Source organism: Bifidobacterium sp. UTCIF-39, from assembly GCF_006408715.1.
Classification (GTDB): domain Bacteria; phylum Actinomycetota; class Actinomycetes; order Actinomycetales; family Bifidobacteriaceae; genus Galliscardovia; species Galliscardovia tissieri.
In genome coordinates, this window is sequence record NZ_JEOG01000025.1 from 1 (window position 1) to 26,694 (window position 26,694).

General features: G+C 59.9%; 21 protein-coding genes. 13 read left to right on the plus strand and 8 right to left on the minus strand.

What is annotated here, in order from left to right:
* On the plus strand, positions 1-1,805 hold a 1,805-nt coding region (locus tag EP30_RS09405), incomplete at its 5' end, for a YhgE/Pip domain-containing protein (RefSeq protein WP_140558192.1).
* A gap of 18 nt (positions 1,806-1,823) precedes the next feature.
* Here the strand turns inward: EP30_RS09405 and EP30_RS09410 are convergent.
* The gene (locus tag EP30_RS09410; RefSeq protein ID WP_258185459.1) at positions 1,824-2,396 is read right to left on the minus strand and encodes a hypothetical protein; all 573 of its coding nucleotides are present in this window, start codon (positions 2,394-2,396) and stop codon (positions 1,824-1,826) included.
* A gap of 1,014 nt (positions 2,397-3,410) precedes the next feature.
* Here EP30_RS09410 and EP30_RS09415 point away from each other — a divergent pair.
* The 5 genes from EP30_RS09415 (at position 3,411) to EP30_RS09435 (ending at position 15,030) form a co-directional block, all read left to right on the plus strand.
* Entirely contained in the window at positions 3,411-3,959 is a 549-nt protein-coding gene (locus tag EP30_RS09415; RefSeq protein ID WP_140558195.1) for a hypothetical protein, read from the plus strand.
* Positions 3,913-11,055, plus strand: a complete 7,143-nt coding sequence (locus EP30_RS09420; RefSeq protein WP_140558198.1) for a Spy0128 family protein — start codon at positions 3,913-3,915, stop codon at positions 11,053-11,055. Before EP30_RS09415 ends, EP30_RS09420 begins: the two co-directional genes overlap by 47 nt.
* Before the next feature lie 62 nt (positions 11,056-11,117).
* A complete protein-coding gene (locus EP30_RS09425; protein ID WP_140558200.1) occupies positions 11,118-12,773 on the plus strand; it encodes an isopeptide-forming domain-containing fimbrial protein in 1,656 nt (551 codons plus the stop codon).
* A gap of 138 nt (positions 12,774-12,911) precedes the next feature.
* Positions 12,912-14,003 carry a Cna B-type domain-containing protein gene (locus EP30_RS09430; RefSeq protein ID WP_140558202.1) on the plus strand — a complete coding sequence of 364 codons (1,092 nt, stop codon included), beginning with the start codon at positions 12,912-12,914 and terminating at the stop codon, positions 14,001-14,003.
* Positions 14,004-14,136: 133 nt separating this feature from the next.
* Entirely contained in the window at positions 14,137-15,030 is an 894-nt protein-coding gene (locus tag EP30_RS09435) for a class C sortase (RefSeq protein ID WP_245819195.1), read from the plus strand.
* A 291-nt stretch (positions 15,031-15,321) separates the two neighbouring features.
* Here the strand turns inward: EP30_RS09435 and EP30_RS09440 are convergent, their stop codons facing one another.
* Both EP30_RS09440 and EP30_RS09445 read right to left on the minus strand, forming a co-directional pair.
* Entirely contained in the window at positions 15,322-16,101 is a 780-nt protein-coding gene (locus EP30_RS09440; RefSeq protein ID WP_181160863.1) for an SDR family oxidoreductase, read from the minus strand.
* A 45-nt stretch (positions 16,102-16,146) separates the two neighbouring features.
* Positions 16,147-17,169 (minus strand): NADP-dependent oxidoreductase, encoded by a 1,023-nt coding sequence (locus EP30_RS09445; RefSeq protein ID WP_140558207.1) that lies wholly within the window; start codon positions 17,167-17,169, stop codon positions 16,147-16,149.
* A 166-nt stretch (positions 17,170-17,335) separates the two neighbouring features.
* Here EP30_RS09445 and EP30_RS09450 point away from each other — a divergent pair, with 166 nt between their 5' ends.
* Together EP30_RS09450 and EP30_RS09455 are read left to right on the plus strand one after the other, a co-directional pair.
* Complete coding sequence (locus tag EP30_RS09450; RefSeq protein ID WP_140558210.1) at positions 17,336-17,788, plus strand: Rrf2 family transcriptional regulator; 453 nt, start codon at positions 17,336-17,338, stop codon at positions 17,786-17,788.
* A gap of 246 nt (positions 17,789-18,034) precedes the next feature.
* On the plus strand, positions 18,035-19,003 hold the full coding sequence (locus EP30_RS09455; RefSeq protein WP_140558213.1) for a deoxyribonuclease IV: 969 nt from the start codon (positions 18,035-18,037) through the stop codon (positions 19,001-19,003).
* 229 nt (positions 19,004-19,232) lie between these two features.
* Here EP30_RS09455 and EP30_RS11205 read toward each other — a convergent pair whose 3' ends face one another.
* The 5 genes from EP30_RS11205 to EP30_RS11225 all read right to left on the minus strand — a co-directional run bounded on the left by EP30_RS11205 (position 19,233) and on the right by EP30_RS11225 (position 21,010).
* Positions 19,233-19,355, minus strand: coding sequence for a hypothetical protein (locus EP30_RS11205; protein WP_258185460.1), 123 nt, complete (start codon positions 19,353-19,355; stop codon positions 19,233-19,235).
* A gap of 90 nt (positions 19,356-19,445) precedes the next feature.
* Entirely contained in the window at positions 19,446-19,571 is a 126-nt protein-coding gene (locus EP30_RS11210) for a hypothetical protein (protein WP_258185461.1), read from the minus strand.
* Positions 19,572-19,632: 61 nt separating this feature from the next.
* Positions 19,633-19,758, minus strand: a complete 126-nt coding sequence (locus tag EP30_RS11215; protein ID WP_258185462.1) for a hypothetical protein — start codon at positions 19,756-19,758, stop codon at positions 19,633-19,635.
* Between the two features lie 107 nt (positions 19,759-19,865).
* Positions 19,866-19,988 (minus strand): hypothetical protein, encoded by a 123-nt coding sequence (locus tag EP30_RS11220; RefSeq protein ID WP_258185463.1) that lies wholly within the window; start codon positions 19,986-19,988, stop codon positions 19,866-19,868.
* Between the two features lie 890 nt (positions 19,989-20,878).
* Positions 20,879-21,010: a hypothetical protein gene (locus EP30_RS11225; protein WP_258185464.1), complete on the minus strand. Its 132-nt coding sequence runs from the start codon at positions 21,008-21,010 to the stop codon at positions 20,879-20,881.
* Positions 21,011-21,382: 372 nt separating this feature from the next.
* Between EP30_RS11225 and EP30_RS09460 the strand changes: the two genes are divergently transcribed.
* From EP30_RS09460 to EP30_RS09480, 5 genes are all read left to right on the plus strand, one after another.
* Positions 21,383-21,832, plus strand: a complete 450-nt coding sequence (locus EP30_RS09460; protein ID WP_140558215.1) for a hypothetical protein — start codon at positions 21,383-21,385, stop codon at positions 21,830-21,832.
* A gap of 244 nt (positions 21,833-22,076) precedes the next feature.
* A complete protein-coding gene (locus EP30_RS09465; RefSeq protein WP_140558218.1) occupies positions 22,077-23,207 on the plus strand; it encodes a LacI family DNA-binding transcriptional regulator in 1,131 nt (376 codons plus the stop codon).
* 510 nt (positions 23,208-23,717) lie between these two features.
* The gene (locus EP30_RS11230; RefSeq protein ID WP_140558221.1) at positions 23,718-24,431 is read left to right on the plus strand and encodes an NAD(P)-dependent oxidoreductase; all 714 of its coding nucleotides are present in this window, start codon (positions 23,718-23,720) and stop codon (positions 24,429-24,431) included.
* A gap of 262 nt (positions 24,432-24,693) precedes the next feature.
* The gene (locus EP30_RS09475) at positions 24,694-25,728 is read left to right on the plus strand and encodes a LacI family DNA-binding transcriptional regulator (RefSeq protein ID WP_140558223.1); all 1,035 of its coding nucleotides are present in this window, start codon (positions 24,694-24,696) and stop codon (positions 25,726-25,728) included.
* 303 nt (positions 25,729-26,031) lie between these two features.
* Entirely contained in the window at positions 26,032-26,493 is a 462-nt protein-coding gene (locus EP30_RS09480) for a Fur family transcriptional regulator (RefSeq protein WP_140558226.1), read from the plus strand.
* The last annotated feature ends 201 nt before the right edge of the window (positions 26,494-26,694 follow it).

Sequence of the window (26,694 nt, forward strand, 5' to 3'; positions counted from 1 at the left end):
TCGTCTACTACTCCAACCCCAAGAAGAACCCCATCGGCTCCACCGTCACCGATCAGGGCGCCTCCACCGTACGTCAGCAGATCAGCGACACCCTCACCTCGGCCGTTGCTCAGGCCGCCGCCGGCATGCTTGATTCCGTGTCCGCCTATCTCGACACGGACCAGAGCACACGATCCATCAGTGCATTGAGTGCCAATCTGCGGCAGCAATCAAGCGATCTCGCCGACGCTGCCGATCTCGCTTCGAGCTACGCGGATCTCGCCGATTCCGCGGCATCCCTGCTCGACGCATCTGACAAGTCGATGGAACAGACGAAGCGGTCGCTGCAATCCTCCACCGTTGACATGGACGGCTTCACCGGCAAGCTTGGAGACGCATCCACGTCGATCGACCGCATCAACGAGAACATGACCAACGGACTCGATTCCTCGGCGGACGCCTTCGATACCGTCGGCGACAACGCCGAGGAGACGCTGAGCAAACCCGCCGAGGGAGCCGCCAACACTGCGGTGGCCCTGCGCGAGATCTCCACGAACCGCGTCAGGCCAATGATCGCGAGCCTGACCCAATACCGCAATACGCTGGTCTCCATCAGGGAATCGTTGCACACCGAACCGGCCAAGGCCTCGATCGACCGGGCCATCGCTGATGTGGACCGCACCCTCACACGCCTCAACGACACCGACACGAAGATCAACGACGCCGCGGACCAGGCCGAAGCCAAGGGGCAGACGATCACCGACGCCGGCAAGGACATCGCCGCGCAGGCGCAGGCCAGCGCGCAGTCGATCCGCGATCTGAACAAGTCGTATCAGGACAACGTCGTCGCCATGCTCTCCGGCGTGACCGACTCCGCCAAGCGGACTGGTGCGGATGCCAAGGCATTGGTCGACGACGCCACCGCGGCGCTCGCCGACGTGACCGGTCAGACCGACGGCAGTGGTTCGGCCGGTGCGCTGACTGACATCCGTGAGGTGACGGATAATATCAACACGGCGCATGACACGTTGCTCGAGCAATCGAAGAAGCTCGGCGAGACCGCCGACAAGCTGGACGAGGCCATGGCATCCGGCGGCGTGGACGAGGTGCGCAAACTTCTCTCCCAACCCACGGACACCATCGCTCTGGCGATGACCACGCCCGTCATGACGAAGCGCATAGCCGTGTACCCGATCGCGAACAACGGCTCCGCGATGACCCCGTTCTACACGCTGCTGGCCATCTGGGTCGGCGCGATGTTCCTAGGCATCGTCCTCAAGGCGAACGTATCGGACAAGATCGCCGCGACCTTGGACCATCCGAGGCCGTGGCAGCTGTATCTGGGCCGCGGCCTCACCTTCGTCGCGTTCTCGCTGGCGCAAACCACCGTGCTGGGGCTCGGCGACCTGCTGTATCTGCGTGCGCAGGCGGAGAATCCGTTCCTGTTCATGCTATGCCTGTGGTGGTCGTCGCTGGTGAGCTCGACGCTCGTCTACACGCTGTCGGCCGTGTTCAGCACCGTCGGCAAGGTGATTTGCGCCGCGCTCATGGTCTCGCAGATCGCCGGCATCGGCGGCACGTTCCCGGTGGAGATGCTCCCGAGCGGTTTCAGGCAGCTGTACCCCTACCTGCCGTTCTCTCATGGCATCACCGCGCTGAGGGAGACCGTCGGCGGATTCTACGGCAACGTCTACTGGGAGCAGATGGGTCGCATGGGCATCTATCTCGTGGTCGCCTTGCTCATTGGCTTCGTGCTCTACACGCCGGTGACCCGCGCCATGGCGAAGACCAACAAGCTGGTCTCCAGCACGATGGCGATGAACTGAGACGGATTGGAGAACTCTCTACCGAGCTGTCAGCTGATGCTTCCGGACCTTTTTTAGGAAATTCTTTCTGAAATTTCCCAGTGGCCCGAAGAAGCGTTCGTCGGTAGCGGTCTGTTCGTGGTTCTCGTACTTGAGGGCTGTCAGTTCGATGGTGCAGATGAGATCCGCTATCTGTGCAAGACGGTAGTCGGTCGGCGAGTCCCTGCGGTAGACGATGGCCTTCTTCGAGAGCGCGTACTCCACCGCGCCGTGAATGGCCTGCGTGACGAGGCTCTGGCCGCCGTCGTAGTACACCTTGATGGCGTCGAAGCTCTGAAAGAGCGCCAGATGGTCGAACACGATGTTGACGATATCGCGTTTGATGCGCGTTCCCAGCTGTTCCAAGGTCGCGTAATCGGCCTTTCGGTAGATGAGCGTCACGTATTGTGCCGGCAGTTTGAACAGCATGGACAGGAAGTAGGTGAGCAGGCGCTTGCGCTGGCTGATGCCGAGGTGTTGGTAGGCGTCATGGCCGTTCAACAGCGGTGAGGCGTGCATGGAAATGTCTGGCAGGCCTGCATCGCGGAGCGTTTGCTCATAACCATCGAACATGGGGATAACAGGATCGGACTGTCGTGGAACACTAGCGTCAGCGCGTAGTATTTGGACTGGAATCCCTGTTCGCCGCTTTCGTCGGCGAAAATTGAGACGTCCGCCATGATGCCCCCTGAAAATAAAAAATGCCGGGGGATTACCCCCGGCTCTTGGAAGTCTCACATTGCTGCGGACCTGTGTAGGAGACACGGTATCAGATTCGGCCCCGGATTGCAAAGCATTGGTTGGCTGTGGGAAATCGGGGGAGAGAGCGGCGCTATGCCTCGGGGAGTGCCGGAGACTTAGGGAAGGGCTCTCTCCCCCTACCGTCATTCGGTGCTGGTCGTTCAACGACGGGTCGTCGCGTGGCAGTCGCTGGCTGGTGATCGGTCGGCGACGACCTTTGCGTGGAAACGTGAGGAATCGCTGAGTCTCTTGGGTTCGTAGGATTCAGTGCCGGAATCGGCGTCGGCGGAGGTGAGTCCCGCGTGGGCTGTCGAAGCGTGCCATAGGAGAATGCGCAGAGCGACGGAATGGATGTGTCCTCTCTCCGTAATCCACACTGGTTCCTGAAAGCACTCGGCCCGCCTCCAATGCAGGACGCGGGCCGGTGAAAGCAACCGATAGGTCAGGCCTATCGAACAGCTCACAGTATATCATTGATTGACTTAATAACTTGAGCATGACCACTCGAACCGGTGAGGGCTTCCAAATGCTGGAACGCGATAAGACTCTTCGCGAAGCCTTCGAATCAACAAGAGCAAACTTCATCTACCTTAAAGAAGGCGAGAGATGTCGGGGGATGGCTCCGGCTCTTGGAATGTCACGTTGCGAATGTCATATTACTGCGGACCCGTGTACGGCACAGGTCCGCAGAAGACGTCGTGGTTTTGCAAGTGACGGCCGGCAGGCTTATCACGGCGTGGCGCGTTCTCTGGATTGGGTTGAGACGCGTGTTGCATACCCTCGTGTAGCACCCCGTTTTGACAAATCGAGCGGGGGGGGTAGCTTTGACTGCCAGTGGATGTAGCGATGACAGGCATCGTGTCTGAGGTTGTCGAATCCGCCATGAGTGTAGTTTGTCGTGGAAGAAGAGACGGGATGCGCATGCTCCGCAAACCTATGTGCCGGTTGATAGTCGTGTTCCTGACAGTGGTGGCGATGCTGGCCACCGGCGTCAATATCGTTCCCGAAGCGTTCGGCGAGACGACGGACGATGCCGCATCGTCCGAGACCGTCCAATCCCCTGATCCTCTCGAGTCCGCGGATGCCGGCATACCCTCCACGTCCAATTCCTCCAATTCGAACGACGTCAGTCAGGGTGGACAGGAGGTCACCGGCAATTCGAAGTCCGAGATTCGGGTGAACCTGTTCAAGGACGCGAACCATCAACAACCGTTGGAAAATACCGACAAGGTGCAGGTCGGCGACACAATACGGCCATATCGTCTGGGATTGGGACGAGAGCGAGAAACCGACGATCGGCGACAACATCCGCTACTACACGTTCCCGAAGAACATCACCGTCAAGGACGTGGGATCGGAGAAGAACCCCAAGAACCTGTACGACGCACGCGGTAATTTAGCCGGCGGCTGGTGGATCACGAACGGTGTCGTCTACGGCAAGTGGAACGAGGACTGGCTGAAGGCCAATCCCACGGATGTCGAGTCGTTCGTGAACTTCGACTTCACCCTGAACGATGATGGCAGCAACAGCGGTGACAAGGTGGTCATCGATTTCGGCACCAAGGGCGAGGACATCACCGTCAACATCGACAAGTCCAAGATCGAGGGCTCCAAGACCTACACGATCAATGCCGACGGCACTGTGACGTTCACCGTCAACGTGAAACCCAAGTTCGATGTCAAGAACATGGTCGTCACCGACACGTTGGGCACGAATTTCAACTTCGTGAAGGGCAGCTTCAAGCTGGATGGCAAAAGCCTCGATAACGTCACCATCAATGGCCAGAACGCCACAGTCAATCTCGGCGATCTCAAGGCCAACGCCAAGAACGGCTATAAGCTCACCTACACCGCTACGCTTACTGACGAGGCAAAGAAACTCCTCGCCGAAGGCAAGCTCTCCCAGAACGACTCGAAGAACACCGCCGAATGGAGCTGGACCGGCTCCGAGACGCCCGGCAAAGCCGAGACCACGCCGTACCTGAACTACCAGATGATCGACAAGAGCAACGGCTCGCTTGACGGCGACAGGGGCATCAAGTGGATCGTGAACCTCAACAACGGCAACTACAAAGCCGACATGGGCGGTTACACGTTCACCGATACGCTCAAGGACGGCCACCACTACACCGGTACATATCAGGTATACAAGGGCAACGATTGGAGCAATCCGGTCGCCTCCGGCACTCTTGACGGCACCGCCAAGAGCTTCACTTACACGTTCCCCAATGACGCCGGTCATGAGCAGTATCACATCGTCTACTACACCGCGCTCGACGATCCGTCCTCGCAGGGGACGGTGAGCAATGGCGCCACCATCACACCTCCCGGCAACGATCCAACGAAGCCCGACGGCAGTGACGACGGCACATACACGCCTCAGGACACGAACACCTACATCACCAAGACGCTCGATTCCAACACCGCCGCGTCGAACGGCCTGGCGACATGGTCATCGGTCATCGCGACGTCGAAGATGAGCGGCTTCACCGATCCGAAGAAGATCACGTTCACCGATAAGCTCTCCGAGCCGAGCGGCACCAAGGCCACGTTCACGTTCTACGGCGAGCCGATACTTGCGCTCGCCGACGGAACCAAGCTCGTCAAGGACACCGACTACACGCTCAAGTTCAACAGCGCCAACGACACGATGACCATCACCTTCAAAGGTGACAAGGTCGGGAGTGCGATCGGCCAACAGGACATCAAGGTCACGTACACGACGGTCTGTGATAGGACGCCCGGCACGTACGACAACAAGGCGAGCGTGAAGTTCAACGGCGTGACCAAGTCCGCCGAGGCCGACTACACAATCGACGATGACAACCTCGTGTCCAAGACCGGCTCGATGAAGTGGGACAAGGACTTCGATTGGTCGAAGGTCGATTCGTCGGAAAAGACCAAGGGCGCGTGGATCGCCACGTGGAAGGTCACGGTGAATGAGGACAACGACCCGTACAACGGTGCCGGCAAGGTGGATCTCAAAGGCCAGCCGATCGTCGTGACCGATACACTGCCCCAAGGCATGCGCTACATTCCTGCCGGTGCGGGCTACGACGGCAAGTACACGGTGCAGGCCGGCTGGTGGCCGGGAGCGTTGCAGAACCAGAGCCTTGACGCCGTGAAGTCGGAATCGGACGGCCGGATCACCTTCACCATTCCCACGGAGGCCGTCGTACAGAACGCAGACGGCTCCGACAAGGCATACGCCGTCCTCACCTATTCGACCGCCGCCAAAGGCACCGGTGAAGGCGTCAACTTCACCAACAGCGTCGACGCGCAATCCGGTTCCACACATCTTGGCACTGACTCGTCCACGGTCAAGGGCAAGAACACGGTGATCGACAAGGCGGCCCAGCAGATCAAGGATCTGAACCATGTGCGCTACACGATCTCGGTGAACCCGGAAAGCGCGGATCTGATCAAAGACTCGGACACCATCACCCTGTCCGATGTGATGGATGCCAAGGGCACGTTCATGCCCAGCTCGCTCAAGATCACGAACGTGGGCACCGGTGAGACCGTCGTTGTGCCGGTCGCTCTGGAGGATGTGACCGACAAGGATGGCAATCCCACGCAGAAACTGACCATCACGTTGCCGGATTCCACAGCACTCAAAGTGGTGTACGAGGTCAAGCCGACCGGCAAACCCGGTGACAAGGTGACGCTCAGCAATACGGCGTCGCTCAAGGGCGTGGCCGGCGGCAGCTCCACCAACGAGAAGAAATGGACAATCACCAACGCGAGCGCCGGCACCGAAGGCGCGAGCGGCACGGTCACCGTCACCAAGGTGGATGCAGACGACCTGAGCCGGTATTTGCAAGGTGCCGAGTTCGCGCTGTATCAGGTCGATATGGACAGGCTCAGCGGGACCAAGGTGACCTTCGAACAGGTAAAGAATGCCTCGAGCAAGGTCCAGACAAAAACCACGAACGCCAATGGCATGCTGACCTTCGGCAGCGCGGATAATCCACTGGCCAATAACACGCTCTACTATTTCATGGAGACGAAGGCACCGAACGGCTACGAACTCGATTCGGCCCCGCACTATTTCATGATTCCGAGCGGCAATGCCAGCGACGCCGAAGCGGCGCTCGCACGCGCCAAAGGCTTCGGGCTCGCCGTCTCGTCCAACACATCCTTCACTGCGACCGACGTGCGCATTCCCAGCCCGGCGACGGCCTCCGTCACGCTCGGCAAGCAGCTGTCGGGGCGTGCATGGGCCGACGACGATCAGTTCACTTTCCAGCTGTCTCCTGATGCGGCAGACAGCAAGGACGTGACCGAGGACGAGGTCAAGGCCGCGATGCCGAAGTCCACGACCGCCATCGTCAGGAAGACCGGAACCGGCGCGGACGGCAGCAGCACCGCGTTCTCGTTCGGCGATTTCACATTCTCCAAGACGGGCACCTACGCCTACACGGTCAAGGAGGCCGGCAATGGCGGCAATGGTCTGACGCTCGACACCCGCACCGCGAAGGTCGTGTTCACGGTCACGAAGAACGCCGTCGGCGATCTTGTCGCCACGTCGAAGATCACAGGCCTGGACGATGTGCGCGGCACGCAGACGTTCAAAAACACGTATACGCCGACGTCGGCGAAGGTGAGCAACAACATCAAGGTGCAGAAGGATCTGTGGGGCACATGGAAGGACGGCTATTCCTTCGAATTCCGTCTGGAGCCCTCCTCGGATACCCCGGATGCGCCATTGGCCACCAAAGCCGACGAAAGGCAAGGGTATACGAGCCTTACGGTGACCGACGGCGAAGTGCATGCCTTCCCCGACATCACCTATACCAAGGCCGGCGTCTACCACTACAACATCTACGAGCACACGCCGCCGGACGCCGAGAGGATTCCCGGCATCGACTACTCCAACGCGCTCTACCATGTGGCGGTGACCGTCTCCGATGACGGTGCAGGCAAGTTGTCCATCGACCCGAACAAGGGCGTCGTGATGACCAAGGTATCCAACGACGACGGTTCTGACTACAAGAATCCTGACAAGCCCATCGCTTACAACAAGGCATGGTTCCAGAACGTCTTCGACGCGGAAAGCATCAACCTCAGCCTGCTCGCCATCAAGAACTATACCGATAAGACCGGCTCCAAGCCGTTGATCGACGGCATGTTCTCGTTCACTCTGACCGGCAACGACAAAGCGCCCATGCCCAACGGTGTGAGGCCCGGAGGGTCAGTCACCGCAACCGTCACCTCGGACGGCGCCGTGTCGTTCCCCTCGATCAAGTACACGACCTTCGATGACGGCGACAAAACCTACACGTACACCCTCAAGGAGAACGCGCCGGCCGGTGCCGTGACGAGTGACGACGGCAAAACCGCCACGCTCAACGGTATGACCTACGACTTGACCGTCTACACGATCAAGGTGGAACTGAGCAACGAGGTCATCGATGGGCAGGCGACACTCGTCTCCAAGACGACCACCCTCGACGCGCAAGGCAATCCGGTTGATGCATCGAAGCTTGACCAAGGTCGCCCGGTATTCTCCAACACGTATGATCTGACGCCCGCCACCGCAAGCGTCGCCGGACAGAAGACCCTGACCGGGCGTGATATGGATGCGAACGAGCGGTTCACGTTCCAACTGGCCGCCGCGGCCGACGACACCGCCGAAGCCAAGGCGGCACGCGACGGTCTCGCGGACGACTCCATCGTCTTCGGCGACGACAAGGCATCCGAAACGATGACGGCCACCGTGACCGGCGCGCAGGACGGCGTGGCATCAGGCTTCACGTTCGACGGCATCCACTTCACCAAGCCGGGAGTCTTCAAGTTCCGCATCTCCGAAACCGGTGACGTGAAGGCCGGCACGACCAAGGATACGCACGTGTCCTACGCGACCGTCACCGTCAAGGACAACGGTACCGGTGGGCTCGTGACCGATATCGCCTACGACAACACCGACGCGACAACCGAATCGGACCGGAACGTGAGCGACAAGACCGCCTTCACCAACACGTACGGTGCGAGCGGCCGTGTGTTCTTCCTGCTGCACAAGAAGCTCACCGCCGCAAGCGGCGCCATCGCGCCGACACTCAAGGCGGGAATGTTCACCTTCGGCCTGTATCAGGGCGACGATGCGGAGAACAAAACGCCAATCCAGACCAAGTCGAACATCGTGCCAGACGGAGGCGAGGCATCCGGCCACATCGTCTTCGACGATATCAGCTATACGCCGGAGGCTCTGAACCAGGCAGTGGCCGACGGATACGCCATGTACGACGCCACGGCGAAGAACTGGACGCTCACCTACACGGTCGCTGAGCTCGACGGCAGCGGTCAGCCTGTCACGCAGGGCTACTCGAAGGACGGCATCGTCTACGACGCCACCACCCGCAAGGTCATCGTCACGGTCAGGGACATGGGTAACGGCACGCTTGGCGTCGGCTATCGTGTGAGCGACGGTGACGTGAGCACGGACGACGATCCCGATTCCGAAGAGGCCGCGTTCAACAACGTGTACACGCCTTCGCCCGCCACGGCACAGCTGTATGCGCAAAAGACGCTCTCCGGCCGTGACTGGCAGGACGGCGACTCGTTCACGTTCCGCATGCAGGCCATCTCCGGCACGCTGGTCGACGGTTCGGCCGTTGCGAAAGGTTCGATGCCGATGCCGGACGGAGCCGCGGATGGCGTGCTTACGCGCGAGGCCACCAATGGCAACGCGTTCTCCTTCGGCGAGATGACCTTCGACAAACCCGGCACGTACCTATACAACATCGACGAGATGCAGCCGGAGAATCCGTTGCCGGGCGTGAGCTACTCCACCGACCTGTACCGGGCCACCGTCACCGTGACCGATGACGGCAAGGGCACTCTGTCTTCTTCCGTGAACCTGGAACGGGTCGAGAAGGGCGCCGACGTCGAGACGCGGAAGACGTCGTCGAAGACGGCCTCAAAGAAGACGACGTCGTCCGCGAAGCGGGTCGCGGTGACCACCATGCGCACGGTCAAGATCAAGGCGACGGACAATAACGAACCAGTCGCGCAGATCGCCAACGTGTACGACGCGCTGTTGCATAACTGGTCCCCGAAGGTCAGGAAGCAATACGTCGACAACAGCGGCGGCAACCCGTTGACCGCCGGAAAGTTCACGTTCAAGCTCGTCCCAATCGACGGCGCTCCGTTGCACGTGATCGGCGACGATGGCAACATCGCCGATGTGGACGAACTCACCACCAAGAACACGGCGAACGGTGAAGCGTCCTTCAAGGACATACGATTCACCGACAAGGACCTCGGTACGAACGGCTCAGCCAAAACGTACGCCTATCGTGTTTCCGAGATCGCAGGCGACGAGCATGGCATGTCCTATGACGAGGCCGTGTACAAGTTCGAAGTCACGGTCGGTCGTGATACGGGCGGACTGTTGGCCGTCACGCAGGTCGTCAAGGATGCGGACGGCAATGTGGTGACGGACGCCGATGGCACCGGTGTGGCCATGCCGACATTCTCGAACACGTACACGCCTCAGCCGGTCAAGGTGCAGCTCAAGGCGCGTAAGACCCTGAAGGGTGGCACGCTCAAAGCCGGCCAGTTCTCGTTCAAGCTGTACCACGGATTCCAGTTCGGCGATCCTAAGGGCCAATCCTTCACAGCCGAGGCGTTCCAGACCAAGACGAACGACGCGGACGGCGACGTCTCCTTTGACGAGCTCACCTTCTACCAAGTCGGCTCGACCTACTACTCGCTGATCGAGGACGTGCCAGACGGGGCGGTGAACAATGTCAAGGACGGAGTCACCTACAAGGACACTTGGAACTACGTGAAGGTGACGGTCACGCTCGACAAGCAGACCGGCGAACTCAAGGCGACGGTCACCGATATGGATACCGGCAGCGATACCACGCAGTTCACCAACACATACGACGCGGCCGGTTCGGTGACGTTCTACACGCGCAAGATCTTCGAGAATATCGACGGCACCGCCTACGAGATTCCCGAGGATGCGTTCGATTTCACGCTCTACGAGGGCAATGTGAATGCCGCTGACGGATCGGCGAAGCCGCTGCAGACCAAGACCGTGCCCGCGAGCACGACCGGCAATAGCTTCGTGACGTTCGACACCATCGTCTTCGGCATGGATGACCTCAGAAACGCCGACGGCACCTATGCCAAGTCGAAGACGTTCACCTACTCGGTGAAGGAGAACATACCGGCCGAGAACGATCAGAAACATCTGGCCGGCGTCACCTACGACGAACAATCTCACACGTATCAGGTGACGGTCACGGACAACGGTGCCGGCAAGCTGACCACCAGAGTGGAGGTCGACGGCGAATACGGCGGCGACAGCAAGATCATCCCCGTGATCACGAACCGGTACTCGGCCGTACTACTGCCAAACACCGGCAGTGACGTGACGATGTTCGACTGGCGACTGTCCGGCGGACTGCTTGTCGCCCTCGCGGCGGGAGCACTGGCGCTGGTCCACGCATCCCGCAAACGCGGCGGTCTCAGCATGTAGTCGGCTGCACCGACTCGGAACCATCAGGATTTCAACAACAAAGAACACTCGAAGGAGTAATCATGAAGAAGATAGGAAAGGCCGTGTTCGGCCTCATCGCCGCCGTGGCGATGCTGTTCACGGGGCTGATCGCGCCTGTCACGGCGATGGCGGCGGGAGAGTATTCGATCACCATCGGCACGCAGACCAAGCCGGTCACCAAGGACCACACGTTCGAGGCATATAAGGTGTTCGCCGGCGACCTGTCCGAGAAGGACAACAACGTCACGCTGTCCAACATCAGCTGGGGCAACGGCGTCAAGGGCGGCGAACTGCTCGCCGCGCTGAAGCAGGATGCCACGCTTGGTGCTACGTTTACTAGCGCGAATGGCGCCGCCGACGTGGCCGCCGCCTTGACCGCGGACAACGCGGTCGCGTTCGCCAAGGTCGCCGCCGCCCACCTGACCGAGACGACCTCTGGAACCGGCGCGTATAACGAGGGCGCGAAGACCTACACGATTTCCGGTCTGGACGCCGGCTACTACCTGGTCAAGGACAAGGACGGCACCCTCGGCGACAAGACCGAGGCGTACACGGAGTTCATCCTCCGTGTGGTCAAGAGCGTGACCGTCGAGCCGAAGGCCGACGTGCCTACCGTTGAGAAGAAGGTGTGGGACACCAACGATTCCGCCACCGACGACAAGGACGCGAACGACGACAAGTGGTCCGACTCCGCCGACCACGACATCAACGACACCGTCGCCTTCCAGCTGACCGGCTCCCTGCCGAGCAACTACGACGCCTACACCACCTACGCCTACACGTTCACCGATACCCTGTCCAAGGGCCTGACGCTGGATCAGGACAGCATCAAGGTGTACGCGGTGAAGGACGCTGGCGAGCAGCAGACCAAGACCGAGATCAAGAAGCTTGCCGCAGACTCCGCAGACAAGGACGGCTACACGGTCGCCACCGCCGCCTACGAGGGCACCGGCGACAAGTACGAGGGCGGCACCGTGCTGACCCTCAAGTTCGCCGATCTCAAGCAGGCCGCCGCCGCGACCGATGGTGAGACCCTGACTATCGACAAGGACACCAGGATCGTGGTCGAGTACAACGCCACGCTGAACGAGAACGCGGTCATCGGCTCCGCCGGCAACCCGAACAAGGTGGACCTGACCTTCTCCAACAACCCGAACGGCGAGGGCGAAGGCAAGACCCCGGAGGACGTCGTCACCGTGTTCACGTTCAAGATCGTGGCCAACAAGGTCGACGAGAACAACGAGGCCCTCGAAGGCGCCGGCTTCACCCTGTACAAGTTCAACAAGGACTCCAGCAAGTACGAGGCCGTCGGCGAGGAGATCAAGGGCGACACCATGACCCAGTTCAACTTCTCTGGTCTGGACGCGGGCCAGTACAAGCTCGAGGAGACCGCCACCCCGGCCGGCTACAACACTTGGGAGGGCCTCGAGTTCAAAATCGTCGCCGAGCATGACGCCACCGCGGACGACCCGCAGCTGAAGACGCTGAAGTTCACCGACCTGAACGGCAAGGAGATCAACGACTTCACCGTCGATACGAACAAGGACGGCGGCAGCATTGACGTCGTCAACAAGAAGGGTTCCAACCTTCCGGAGACCGGTGGCATCGGCACCACGATCCTGTACGTGGCCGGCGCCGTGTGCGTGGCCGCTGCGGGCCTGTGGTTCGGCCTGCGCCGCCGCAACGCGTCCCGCTGATCGCGGCTGATATGCCGATGCGCTGATCGGCCGATCCGGTGATGCCGCCTCGCTTCTGCCAGAAGGCGGGGCGGCATCACCGCCGCTGCCGGCCGAATCGGAAATGGTAAGTCAACGAAGAGATTGAAGCAAAGAACGATGATGATTCACGCAGATCAAGGTCACACCCACGGTCGTGCGCAAGACCGCGGCCAGGACCGCGGCGCGGCGCAGGCGCGAGGCGCGCTGGCCCATGCCCCGCGTGCGGCGGGCGGTGTCTTTGCGGCGGTCTGCTCGCTGATGCTTGCCGTCGCGATGCTCCTGACGGGCTTCATGCCGGTTCCCGCGCTCGCGGACGAGACGTCCGGCACCGAGGCCCGAACCGGCTCCATCACCGTCGACTATGCGAACGCAGGCGCGCCGATCGCCGGCGCGACGGTCAACCTGTACCATGTGGCCGACTGGGCGCCAAACTCCGACCGTAATACGTTTACGCCGATCAGCCCGTTTTCAGACAGCGGCAAGTACCCGCTTGACTGGTTGCTGCTGAACAGCGGAGGTTCCGTTGATTATCAGTGGTTCGCCACCACGTTGGTCGGTCTCATCGAAAGGAACAAGCCGTCGGCCGCCGCCACCGCGACCACCGACGCCAACGGCGGTGCCCGATTCTCTGGCCTTCCCAAGGGCCTCTATCTGGTCCTCATCGACGCTTATGACGATGGCTCCATCACCTGCGGCCCGTCGTACGTGCTGGTCGCATTGCCGTCCAAGCCGGTGGACGACGCCGACGCCACGACCATGGACGTCACCCTCGAGCCGAAGAACGACTGCGAGGCCACGCCTCCCGCCGAAACGGTCAAGAGAAAGGTGGTCAAGGTCTGGAAGGGCGATTCCGCCGCAAATCGTCCGGGCAAAATCGTCGTGCAGCTGTTGCAGGACGGCACGGTGATCGACGAAGTGGAGCTCAACGCCTCCAACAACTGGACCCATGAATGGAACGATCTGCCGGTCGGTCATGACTATCAGGTGGTTGAGAAGACCGTGCCGGACGGCTACACCGTGCTGACGGATCGCGAGAACGACGTCGTCACCATCACCAACACGTACACGCCGCCGACGACCCCACCGAGCAATAACACCCCACTGCTTGGCAAGACCGGCGCCAGCGTGGGCATCGCCGCGATCTGCGCCGGCACGCTCGGCGGACTGGGGCTCATCCTCTTCATACGCCGCAGGCACAGGGCGAAGTAGTGGATCGCGGGAGCTTCGTGAACTCCTCTCAATTGGCTTCCCTGCTAGCTCCCCTCAACCTTGAGGGAAAGCAAAACGATGCTCCCTCGGCTAAGAGGGGTCAATCTATATGGACCATATGGAAGGAATCAGCATGGCCACCCATCGCAAAAAGGCCACGGATACAGTCTCGCGCATCATCTCCGCATTCTTCGCGATGGTGCTCGTCGTAGGACTGACGCTGCTGGCGTACCCCACGGTGGCGGACTGGTGGAATCGCATGCATCAGTCGCGCGCGGTGGCCACGTACATCGAACAGACCGAAGATCTGTCGAAAACCGAACGCAAACGTATGCTGGACGCCGCGCATGCGTACAACACGAAATTGCCAACAACCGCGGACCGATGGATGCTCACCAAGGAGCAGAAAGTCGAGTACGAGTCATTGTTGGACGTGTCGGGCACGGGCGTCATGGGGTATGTGACGATTCCGAAGCTCAAGGTACGGTTCCCGGTGTATCACGGTACGGACGAGAGTGTTCTGCAGATCGCGATCGGTCATTTGGAGGGCAGCAGCTTGCCGGTGGGCGGAGCGGCCACGCACGCGGTCGTTTCCGGGCATACCGGACTGCCGAGCGCGAAGCTGCTCACCGGCCTCGACACCCTCGAAAAGGGTGACACGTTCGCGTTCCACGTGCTGGGTGAGACCTATACCTACCAAGTGGACAAGATCAGCGTTGTGTTGCCGAACCAGTTTGACAATCTCGCGATTGAGGACGGCAAGGATTACGCGACCGTGATCACCTGCACGCCGTACGGGGTGAACACGCATCGCCTGCTTGTGCGCGGTCACCGCATCCCCAACCCCGTCGAACCGGACGCCACCGACTACGACAGTCCAGTGCGCATGCTCACGATCGGCATTGTCTCGGTCTCGGTCGTGGTACTTGTCATCGGTATCCTGGTTGTGCGCTGGTTCGCCGTGCGCCGCCGTTGCCCCCGCGCCAATCACTCCACCGGCCAGCTCGTGGCGCGAGACGGACAGTAGAGCGGCGATAAGTAGACGTCGATGACGGTGTACCATGCCGGGGGTAATCCCCCGGCATTTCATCTGCACTATCGAACTGACTGCGCTCAAGTACGAGAATCACGAACAGACAGCGACCGACGAACGTTTTTCCGGGTCGGCACGCGCTTCAAGAAAAATTACCTCAAGAAGGTACGGAAGCATCAGCTGACGGCTCAGTAGAGCTCACTCAGTAGATCTCATCCAAGCCGGCATTCACGCCGCCCCGAGCATCTTCACCGACGCCGTCGAACCGCGGCAATCAGCGTATGGTCACATGTTCGCGACCGATACACCAAACGTGATCGGCAGGATCTTGGCCAGAAACGCGAGCAACTTGTTGAACGGATGCGGCAGGTAGATGGCCTTGTTTCGCTTGACTGCACGGATTGAACCGACCGCCACGTCACGCGGGTCCAGTACCGGCAGCGACGTCCGCTTCCCCGGCCCCGCGTCCGAGACCGCGCCGGCGGACGACTCCGAACCACGCGACAGCATCGGCGTATCCATCAGTCCTGGCTGCACCACGGTGACATGGATGCCGTGCGGCTTGAGTTCCTGCCGCAGCACGACGGACAAGGTGCGCACATAGGACTTGCTGGCGCTGTATGCCGCCAGATTGCTCACCGGTGAAGCGCCGAGAATGGAGCCGGTCTCCAGAATCGTGGACCCGCGTTGCATGTACGGCAGGCATAGGCGCGTGACCATCGTGGCCGCCATGACGTTGAGCTGCACCAACTGCAGTAGGCGCTGCGGATCCTCATCGGCGAACGGCCGGCTCGCACCGATGCCCGCGTTGCTGACAAGCATACGGATAAGCGGCTTGGCGGCGTCAAGCCTGTCACGCAGTTCGTCAAAGCTGCGCAAATCGGTCAGATCGAGCGAAACCGGCACGATGCGAACGCTCTGATATTCAGAGGCGATTCGTTCGAGTTTGCCTTTGCTGCGAGCGATTATCCAGATCTCCCGGATTTCCGGGCACTCACGGATGATCGCATCAATATATGCCCGGCCAAGGCCGGAACTTGCGCCGGTGATAATGGCGATAGGCATTGCCGATCCACTCCCTTTCATTCGCGTTCGTCAATTACCCAATGATCAGAACCGGACCACGACCTTGCCCGACGCGCGCCCTCCCACGCCGGCGACAAGCTTGAGCGCCGCTTGAATGTCGTCAAGACGGAACATGTGCGGGTCGATGGAGGGGCGCACATCACGCTCCTTCACGATGTCGGTGACATGACGCAGCTGTTCGCCATCCGCCCGCACGAAGATGAATTCGTACCGCTTGCCCTGCGCCTGCGCCTTCTTGTCGAGCTTCGATCCGGCGAGCGAGAACAGCGTGCGCTTGAGGAACGGCATCCGCATGCGTTCGGCGAACGCCTTGTTGGGCACGCCACGCAAGCTGAGCAACGTACCACCGGGTTTCAGCACGGACAGCTCACGGTCGAACTCTGCCGGTCCGAGTGTGTCGATCACGTAGTCGACGCCGATGCCGGCCTGCCAGTAATCCTCCGCGCGGTAGTCGAGATACCGGTCGGCGCCAAGGGCGAGAATCTCGTCGCGCGAGCGCTCGTTACCGGTGACGGTGACGTCCAGCCCCAGCGATTTGGCGATCGGCACCGCCATGCGTCCGAAGCTGCCCGAGCCTCCGGGAATGAGGACGCCCTGCCCCGGCTTGGCGTCCAGAACCTCCGTGAACGCCTGCCACGCGGTCAGACCGGTGAGCGGGATGGTCGCGGCCTCGTCGAAATCATAGCCCTCGGGCATCGGTGCCACGGCGTCGGCGGGCAATGCGACGAATTCAGCGAGCGCGCCGGGGTGGTCGATCGGCGTGCGGGCATACACGCGATCACCCGGCTGGAATCCGCGCACCGCATCGCCCACGCGTTCCACGACGCCGGCGACTTCGTTGCCGAGCGTGACCGGCATCGGATAGTCCTGGATCAGCTTGACTCCGCCGGTGATGACCAGCAATTCCAGCGGATTGACGGCCGCCGCCTTGACGCGGATCAGTATGTCGTGGTCGCCGATGGACGGTTCGGGGATCTCGTTGACCTCAACCCCCGCAATGGCCTTGGCGACGTCTTTCTCGTAACGGTTGATCTGCGCTGCTCGCATGGTGGCGCGTCCTTTCTTCGATTCCGCAGGTGTTGGATTTCCGACGACCCAGTAATGTAATATTTAGAATTACATTAAACCATATCGTGACGCCGGGATATCGTCAACATAGCAGCGTCGCAACGCCTGAACATATGGGACGACGGCACGAAGGACGGGAGGACACATGCATATCAGCATGAAATGCTCAGTGGCGGTGCACTGCCTCATCTTCATGAACGAAGCCGGCAGCGACGACCGCGTCACCAGCACGCTGCTGGCCGAAAGCACTGGCTGCAACCCTGCAAGCATTCGAGCGCTCTTCGCCGCGCTCAAAAAAGCCGGCATCATCGATGTCCAACGCGGCAACGTCGGTGCACACCTGATCCAAGACCCCAAGGCTGTGACGTTGCTCGACATCCAGAACGCCGTCGAACCCGATGGATTGGCCACCATGATCGGCGTCCACCAATACAAGGGACAGTCATGCCCCGTGGCGCGGAATATCCACGCCACGCTCGCCCCCTCCTACGAGAAGATCGAACACGCCACAGCCGGGGCCATGCGCTCCATCACGCTGGCGGACATCATCGACGACTACCACGTCCAACTCAACGACAAACCCACGCGGCACCAATGACACCGCGGGTACAGGGCACCCACAAGTGAGCCCCGCCGAATTCGTCCCGCCCATCCTTGCGCGACACGCCGTTTCCTCTTGCTTGTCCCAACACCTTCACCATAACTCATGAAACCGATTTCAGCAACCGTGTGTCGTGAGTGCCGTTCCGCCGCATGCTCGTGATCCTCGCTATCGATGACCACGCTTTCGGGCATACTGACGACAGTCCTGCGGAATGTATCTGTGGAATGAAAAGAGGAAGCCATGGCGGAAACGAAGCGGGAATTGTTCATCGGATCGCATCTGTCGACGTCCGGTGGCTGGGGGAAGCTACTGGAACGATCGCATGGAGAGGGCGGTACCACATTTGCGTTCTTCCCGCGCTCGCCGTATGGCAAGCGGTCGAAAACACTGACCGAACAGGGTGCGCGGAAACTGGGCGAGCAATTACGGTCCGAACACTACGGCCCATTGGTGGCGCACGCGCCCTATGTCTACAATTTCGCGGCGAAGGACGAGTCCAAACGTGAGTTCGCCATCAACGCGATGGAGGAGGACCTGCGTCTGTTGGCCGCAATCCGGCGGGCGGGTCAGCCGATCTATCTCAATGTGCATCCGGGGGCGCATGTGGGCCAAGGCGCCGAAACGGGTTGCCGGCTGATCGCCGAAAGCCTGAGTCGCGTACTGAACGACCTCGCCGAAAGCGGCGAGGTCGTCGTGCCGATCCTGCTGGAGACCATGGCGGGCAAGGGAACCGAATGCGGTCGCAACTTCGAGGAGATTACGGCGATCATCAGCGGTATCGAAGAACGTCTGACGCAACCACAGACGTCGGCCATGACGAAGACGCCGATCCAAACGGGGGAGCCGGAAGAAGCCGGGGTGGAATCCGAGTCTCTGGTAGGCGTGACGCTTGACACCTGCCACGTGTTCGACGCCGGCTACGATCTGCTGAACGACTTCGACGCCGTGCTTGCGAATTTCGATGAAGTCATCGGGCTGAATCGTCTCAAGGCCATTCATGCGAACGACTCCATCAACGGACTGAACTCACACAAGGACCGTCATGCGAACATCGGTGACGGTGCACTTGGTCTGTCGTTCTTCACACGTATGGTCAACGATCCTCGACTCAACACACTGCCGATGATTCTGGAGACCAAGGAACTGACGCCGACCACCCACTGCGACGAGATCGCCCTATTGCGCGGTCTCGCGCAGGGGCAGGTTTGATTTGCGCGATCTCGTACTCGCGCGGACTTGATTTACGTACTGTCGGCCGGAATCGCACCCGAATGCGCTCGGGCGTCGTTTTCGGCTGGCGGATGCAATCGGAGAAAACACGGACGTCGTTGTCCGCAGTTTCCTGTTCTTCTTCTCTTGTGGTTGAGGTTTACTATCTACGATGATCGTAGACCTCGGGGATGCTTGTTGCTGTGGTTTTGCTCTCGACTAGCCCGACTCAGCGCTCGTCGTCGCTCAGGGCGGACTCGGCGATCTGCTGGTAGGTGCGGCCGTTGTATGCGGTCAGCGAGGCGGCGCCCATGAGGGCCAGGGTCTTCTTCATGCTGTTCTTGAAGCTCATTGCTACTCCTTGATTGATGGTGAATGAATCGGTGTTGAATCGGTTGATGGTGATACGTGCAGCATTCAGATGCTGACGCTATTGCAGGATTCAGCGAGCGTCGTTCTCGAGTCCGCGCAGGGAATCGAAGATCTGCTTGCTTGCGGCCGGGGTGGCGGTCATGGTGGCGGCGCCGTACAGGGCGAGACCGCGGATCATGCTCTTCTTGATGTCCATTGGTATTTCCTTAGTCGTTGTATTCGGTTATTCGGTATTTGTCTGCCGTGTCTGGCGTCGCTCAGCGGGCGTCGTTCTCGAGAGACTGGATGCTGTCGAAGATCTGCTTGCTGGTGGACGGGGTGGCGGTCATGGTGGAAGCGCCGTACAGGGCCATGCCGCGCAGGATGCTCTTCTTGATGTTCATGATGTTCTCCTTAAGTCTTGCTATCGAGTCTTTGTGAATTGTCTTCTAAGTGTTATGCGTATGTGCGTTTATGTGTTACGTCCCGTTCTCGAGGCGTGGGGTGTGCTCTAGCGGGCTTCTGCCTCGCGAGTCAGATCGATGACCGTCTGGTTCATCTTGCTGCAGGAACCGGCCATCACGGAAGCGCCGTACAGGGCCAGGCTGCGCATCATGCTGTTCTTCATGTTCATTGCTGTTCCCTTTTCTGCTTGTTTGTTGTCCGCCTTGTTTGGCTGACATGAATAACGATAGAGCATTGGCGGAATTTGCGCAAGCGCTGTCGCAGAGAAACCTACCAGGTGGTTGGTATTAAGCCGATCTGTCGGCGTGTCGTGGTGTGATGTCCTGATTTCCTTGAAGTTACAAGGATTTTGTGCGAATCGTTCTATGGCTGCGACTGGGATGTGAAGGCTCACATTCTGTAGGGTGCGATCAAGTTATGAAGCGGTGACGAGGGTATACGAGCTAGCGTTCCCGCGTTTGTGCAATGTTGCGTGTTGTGCTGTCATGTTGCTGAATTGCGTGGCGGCACGGTGACGTTGGCGGTGCGGTTGCATGTTTTGGTTTATTGGGCGCTCAGGGGCTTTGAGCCGCCTGGTCGGCAAAGATACGGGCTGAAAAAGACGGTCTTGGCGATTCGTAGTGTCTTGCGGACGCTGCTGAGCCTCAAAACGTCCGTAATGCACTACGAATTAAGGATTTCGTCCTGTTGGGTCCGTATTTCCGATCTTCGAGGAGCCGTGCGTACCGTTCGGCGGGGCTTCGGCGGCCGTTGTGCGTAAGTCTTGCGTGGGGGTTCGCACATGCGAGGGGACTGCGAAACTGCGGGTAATGAGAAAGGGGTTACGAAACTACGGGTGACAAAAAGGGCGGACGCCATTGTCCGGCCGTGGATGGAGGATACTCTTCCGTTCTCTTTCCGCCGCCTCACCTGCCATATGCGATACCGACCGGTAGATCGCTCTATGATTGCGACCCGTGTGGGGTTTTCCTGCGATGTAGAGGCGGATCTATTGGCGTGTTGGCGGCAGATGTGGGACGGGTTCGTCGAAAATGTGATCGACTTGATCGTTAATGGGCGTCAGCGCTGGTCTTCGTGAGTCAGATCGATGACGGCTTCCATGAGATGACGGTTGGCCATGCCCGCGTTGGTGCTGGCGATGGCGGATCCGTACATGGCGAGTCCGTGCAACATGCTCTTTGCGATGTTCATGATGGTCTCCTCTGCTGTGTCCGTTGGAGGCGAATGTCTCCGCCTTTCAGCGGATGTCACCCCGACTTGTTAGCGCTCACAATAATATGTCAACGGTATGACGTTTGCCGACGGGCGAATGTATCCCGGGTGGGATGGTCTTGTCGGGAGTCCGACGAGAGGGCGTCGGTTCAATAGGGGGGGGGGAGCGGTCTTTGAGTTCTGTACGGATGTCCGAGGTGGTGTGCTGATACGGCCGGTATCGTGAAGGGGCCGGAGTCGTCAAGTGCTGCGACAGTTCTGATTCGGATGTAGGAGCAGCGGGGAAGATCCGCGAACGCGAAAAGGCGGGACGCCGATTACTCGACATCCCGCCCCTGATCAGATGATGGCGTGCTCAGGATTCCAGTTCCGCGGAAGCGGAATCCTGAGCACACACCGTCAGGCCTGACGCTTACGCATCACCAGCGTGACACCGGGTCCGACCAGCACGATCGTGGCGATCGCGATGCCGGCCACGGCGCTACCGGTACGGCTGAGCGTGGAGCCATTCGTCTTGGCGCCGGAAACGTTCTTGGATCCGTTGCCAGAGCCGTTGGTATTGTTGACGGAGTTGCCATTGGTGGTTCCGTTGTTGCCATTGGTCCCGGTTCCTTCTCGGCCGTCGCCGACGCCACCCAGTACGTCGAGGCATCCCTACCCGACAAGCTGCTTGATGACAAGGCCGCCGCCAAGGTCGTCGAGGAAGCCGATCAGACCCTCGTCCCCTATACCACCGGCGTGAACTGGAGCTCCATGTTCAAGCAGCTGCAGGATCAGTGGGCTCAGTTCACTGAGAATTAGTGTGATCACACTACAACTCTCTCCCTTAGTGTGATCACACTAACGGATTGGCAAGAGTCACATTCGTTGAAATTTCAACGATCATGGCACATCCTCTTTCGTTAGTGTGATCACACTAGGGGAAGGGGATGTCCGTATATTGGATGACATTGGTTTCTATGGGATTTCGGCCGGTAACCTTGCGCTCTCTGCGCGGGTCTGAGACCATACAACGATCTGAAACGGAAGACGAGAGGAGACGGACGTGAATCGAAAGCAGTTGGACGATGCACAATCGTCGGATGTCGGATCGAGAACCTCGGATACCAGATCAGAAACCGGCACTCGTCAACGCAGCCATTCGGGTCCGGCACGTACCGGTAATGTCAATATTCGTGACATCGCCGCGGCGGCCGGCGTCTCCACGGCTACCGTGTCGCGTGTGATGCGCGGCAACGCCAAGGTCTCCGACGCCACCAGGGCAAAGGTTCAGGAGGCCATCGAACGACTCGGCTACGTGCCCAACGCGCATGCACTGGCTCTCACCACGCCTCCCAACTCCGTCACTCTGGTGGTGGACCACATCTCCGGCGGTACGTACAGCGAGATGACCGCCGGCGTGGAACGTGAGACGTCCGATCGCAAGATGATGTTCCGCATCGCCTCCACCGGTGGCAAATGGGACGAGCCCAAGCCGATTCTCGATGATCTGCTCTCCCAACGTCCCCGCTTGGCGGTACTTACCGCCAGCGATGTGATCGATGACCCGATCGACGATGTGCTCAACGACTATGTGGACAAGTTCAAATCCGTGGGAACGCGTCTGGTGGTGCTCGCCAGGCCTCGTATGCGGCTGTCGCGGGAGATCGCGGTGGTGGACTACGCCAACGAGTCCGGCATGTACGAATTGACGAAATACATGATCTCGCTCGGCCATCGACGATTCATGTTCGCCGGACTGCGTCGCAACTCCAGTGTGTTCATGTCCCGATACCACGGATTCCTGCGTGCGTTGCGCGAGGCCGGCATCGAGTTCGATCCGCGTTGCACCATTCCGCTCGACAACGATCGGGCGGCCTCGATCGCCAATACCATGGCCATGTTCCCGACCGTTCACGATTGCACCGCCGTGGTCGCCGTCACCGATGAGTTGGCGTTGTATGTGATCGCCGCACTGTGCAAGCTTGGCAAGTCCGTGCCCGACGACGTGTCGGTCGGCGGATTCGATGACATGCCCTACGCCGAGGATCTGATGGTGCCGCTTACCACCGTGCATGCCCCCTTCGGCAATATGGGCCATATGGCTGTCAAGATCGGTCTCGATGACTTCGGTATTGATGTGACCATGCCCACCCAGCTGGTGGTACGTGGGTCCGTGGCTCCGGTCCGGCAGTAACGATAACTGTGAAAACGTGGCGCGCTACGCGAGGATGCGAAGCGTGCCATGATGCGATGATGTTGTCGCTGCTGGCGGCGATGAATGTGGTTCTGGCCGTCGCCTGATCTTCCTGCAGGGGCGTCCCGACGTGATTCTGCGTGATTCCCTTCCTCGCCGGTGACCGATAGGCGTCAAAAAATCACACAACTCAAAAGGTCATTTGGGCCGTTGAAATTCCAAATGGGTAGCCTATGGCTGCCCTCCCTTTGTCATGTCGTGTTGTCATGTCATGTGTCATGTCGATTGGGGATGGTGGTCCGGAGCGAGGCGATGCTCAGCCGGTGCGTATGAATGGCGTCATTGTCACGACGTGTCGGGGTTGCGTATCTGAAACCGATTTCATATAATCGGTTTTGAAAACGGCGATCGTAATGATTTCAAGGTCTCGCAAATCATGAAATCAAGAAATCACTTTCATGGAATCTGATATCGACGTCGTGTGTGCAAAGACCGTTGCAAAGGAGCGTCATGTCCGAGAAATTCAATGTCATCATTGCCGCTCAGGGCGTCGCCTACAAAGGTCTGACCGAGGATGCCCGCAAGATCGCCAAGGAACGCGGCATCTTCGCCACCAACGTCCAGGCCGCCAACTCCATCCCCGTGGCCGAGTACTGCCTCGGTGTCGCTCTGCTGGAAAGCAAGGACTACACGCTCTCCCGGCATCAGTACGGCGAGCAGCGCGCCTACATCAATCGTGAGGTCAACTACGCCGACGCCGGCACCTACGGCAAGACCATCGGCGTCGTGACCGCCACCGCCCAGATCGCCCGCGACTTCATGGAGATGCTCAAGCCGTTCGACTTCAACGTGATCGCCTGGAGTCGTCACCTCACCGACGAGGAGGCCGCCCAGTACGGCGCCAAGAAGGTGGACCTCGACACCGTCTTCCGCGAGTCCGACATCGTCTCCATCCACACCCCGGGCATTCCGCAGACCGCCAACATGATCGGCGAGCACGAGCTCGGCCTCATGAAGGATGGTGCCCTGCTGCTCAACTCCGCCCGTGGCATCGTGATCGACCACAAGGCCCTCGAGAAGGAACTCGTCTCCGGCCGCATCCGCGCCGACACGGTATGGCCCGGCAAGTCCGACCTGTACCACGCCACGCAGTGCACGCTGATTCCGTTGCTCGATCCGGCGGTGTCCGTCGCCCCGGCGCTCAAGGCGGCCAAGGAAGCTTAGGGATCAGAATCCCAAGCGGCCCGATCGGCGTTCGACGCAGTACGGGAGAGTCATACTGACATGGAGGCAACCGATTGCAACGATTGCGAACATGTCAGTATGACTTGAAATAATCAGTATCAGTCCGACTTTCGGCATGGGATCTGAAACGATTTCATGCCGTTCGTTGTTTATTGGAACGTGCGGGTACATGCGAGTACGTCAAAGGTACAGACAATACGCGGATGTCACCAGTCGTCGGAGAGCACATGAAGGAGTCCTCATGCCTAGGAACGCGCAGCGCAGCACGCCGGTGATCAAGGACGTCGCCAAACTGGCAGGGGTGTCGGCGCCCACGGTGTCGCGCTATCTCAACGGCACCGCCAACGTGAACGAGGAGAAGCGCAAGCGCATCGCGCAGGCCATCAAACTGCTCGGATACAAGCCCAGCATCGTCGCTCGCGCATTGGCGAACAAGGAAATGGACTCCGTGATGGTGTTCGCTGCCAACTCCGGCACGTTCTCCACCAACATGACCAACATCGGCGTGGAACACGGCGCGCAGGAGAAGAACTACCTGTTCGCCGTCACCTCGTTGAGTGAGAAGCGTCTCGATGAGGTGCAGCAGATGGTGCAGATGGCGCTCGGCGCGAATCCGGCCGGCGTGATCGTATACGAATACGATCGTGCCGGTGCCGAGGCGTTGCGATACATTCCCGACGACATGCCGTTGGTCATCGTCGGCGGCAACGCGGGGGAGGGGCCGTACCAGGTCATCAATTCCGAACGTGACGGTGGTCGTGCCATGACCGAGTATCTGCTCAAGCTTGGTCACCAGACGGTGTTTCATGTGGCCCGTGCCGAAGGTCCGAGTGGCAATACGCGCACCAACGGCTGGCGTGACGCGCTCGTGGCTGCGGGCGTGCCGATTCCGGAGATCGTGCGCGTGTCGTCCACCGATCTTGAGGAGGCGGTGCAGGCCGGTCGCGCGCTCGGCCGTCGCAGTGACGTGACCGCTGTGTTCGCCGGCAACGACGAGACCGCGATCGCCGTGATCAACGGTCTGCGTGAGGTGGGCCGTCGTGTGCCCGAAGACGTGAGCGTGGTCGGATTCGACGACCGCCAGTTCGCGCCGCTGTGGAAGCCGGCGCTGACCAGCTATCGACAGAACTTCAACGATATGGGCGAGCGTGCGTTCGCCATGCTCTACGAGCAGATCCAGGCCAAGCGCGCCGGCGAGGAACCGCCGCAGTCCAGACTGGAGACCGTGCAGGGCCGCATGGTCGTGCGTGACTCGGCGTGTGCTTGCGCTCGCTGAGACGACGGCCGAGTCGACGAAAAATACGGGCTGAAATTCCCGAAGTCGGCGATTCGTAGTGCGTTACGGACGTTTTTTGTGTCCGAAACGTCCGTAACCCACTACGAATTCCGAATAACGGGAGTTTCAGCCCGTATGTTGCGTTTATGCGTTGTGCAGTGTTTATGTGCAGTGTTGGCCACCTCGTTGCTCTGTCGCCACGGTAAGGGGGAGGGGCGCGTATCATGGGATGATACGCGAAAACGTGCGAGGCGCAAGGCTCGATGCGCGAAACGCGAATTATCCAATTAATCAGGAGCGTACATGGCCGAACATCAGACAAGGCGGACGGTTCAAAAGGAAACGGTTCGTAAGGCGCTGAGACAGACCGATGATTTCGTCTCCGCACAGAATCTTCATCGTCGCCTGCAGGATTCCGGTTCCAGGATCGGACTGGCCACCGTATACCGACAGCTCAACGCCATGGCCGCGGCGGGGGAGGCCGACACCATTCGCATGGGCGGTGAGCAGCTGTTCCGCGACTGCGGCGAGGACACCCTGCGCCACCATCATCATCTGGTATGCGAGCGCTGCGGCAAGACGATCGACATTGCGCCGCCGAGCGAATCATGGTTCCGCAAGGTTGCCAAGGACAACGGGTTCACCGTAAGTCATCATATTCTGGAGATCTTCGGCGTCTGCGCCGAATGCGCGGCCGAGGAGGGCGGCGACGCTGCCGGTGATACAGACGCGCATACGGATTCGGATGGCATCGATGAGGCGTGACGTGGCGTGACCTCGATAAGGCGTTCATAACGATGTGACATCGATAATGCGTGACATGGTGTGACGTGGCGCGACCTCTGATCATACGACGCACGACTTTTGTATTTGCATATATGGGGAACGCCCGCCACGACATGGTCGTCGTTCGGCGGGCGTCTGTGTTGTGTGCTTATTGTTGTTGCTTATGTGTTCTCGAATGAT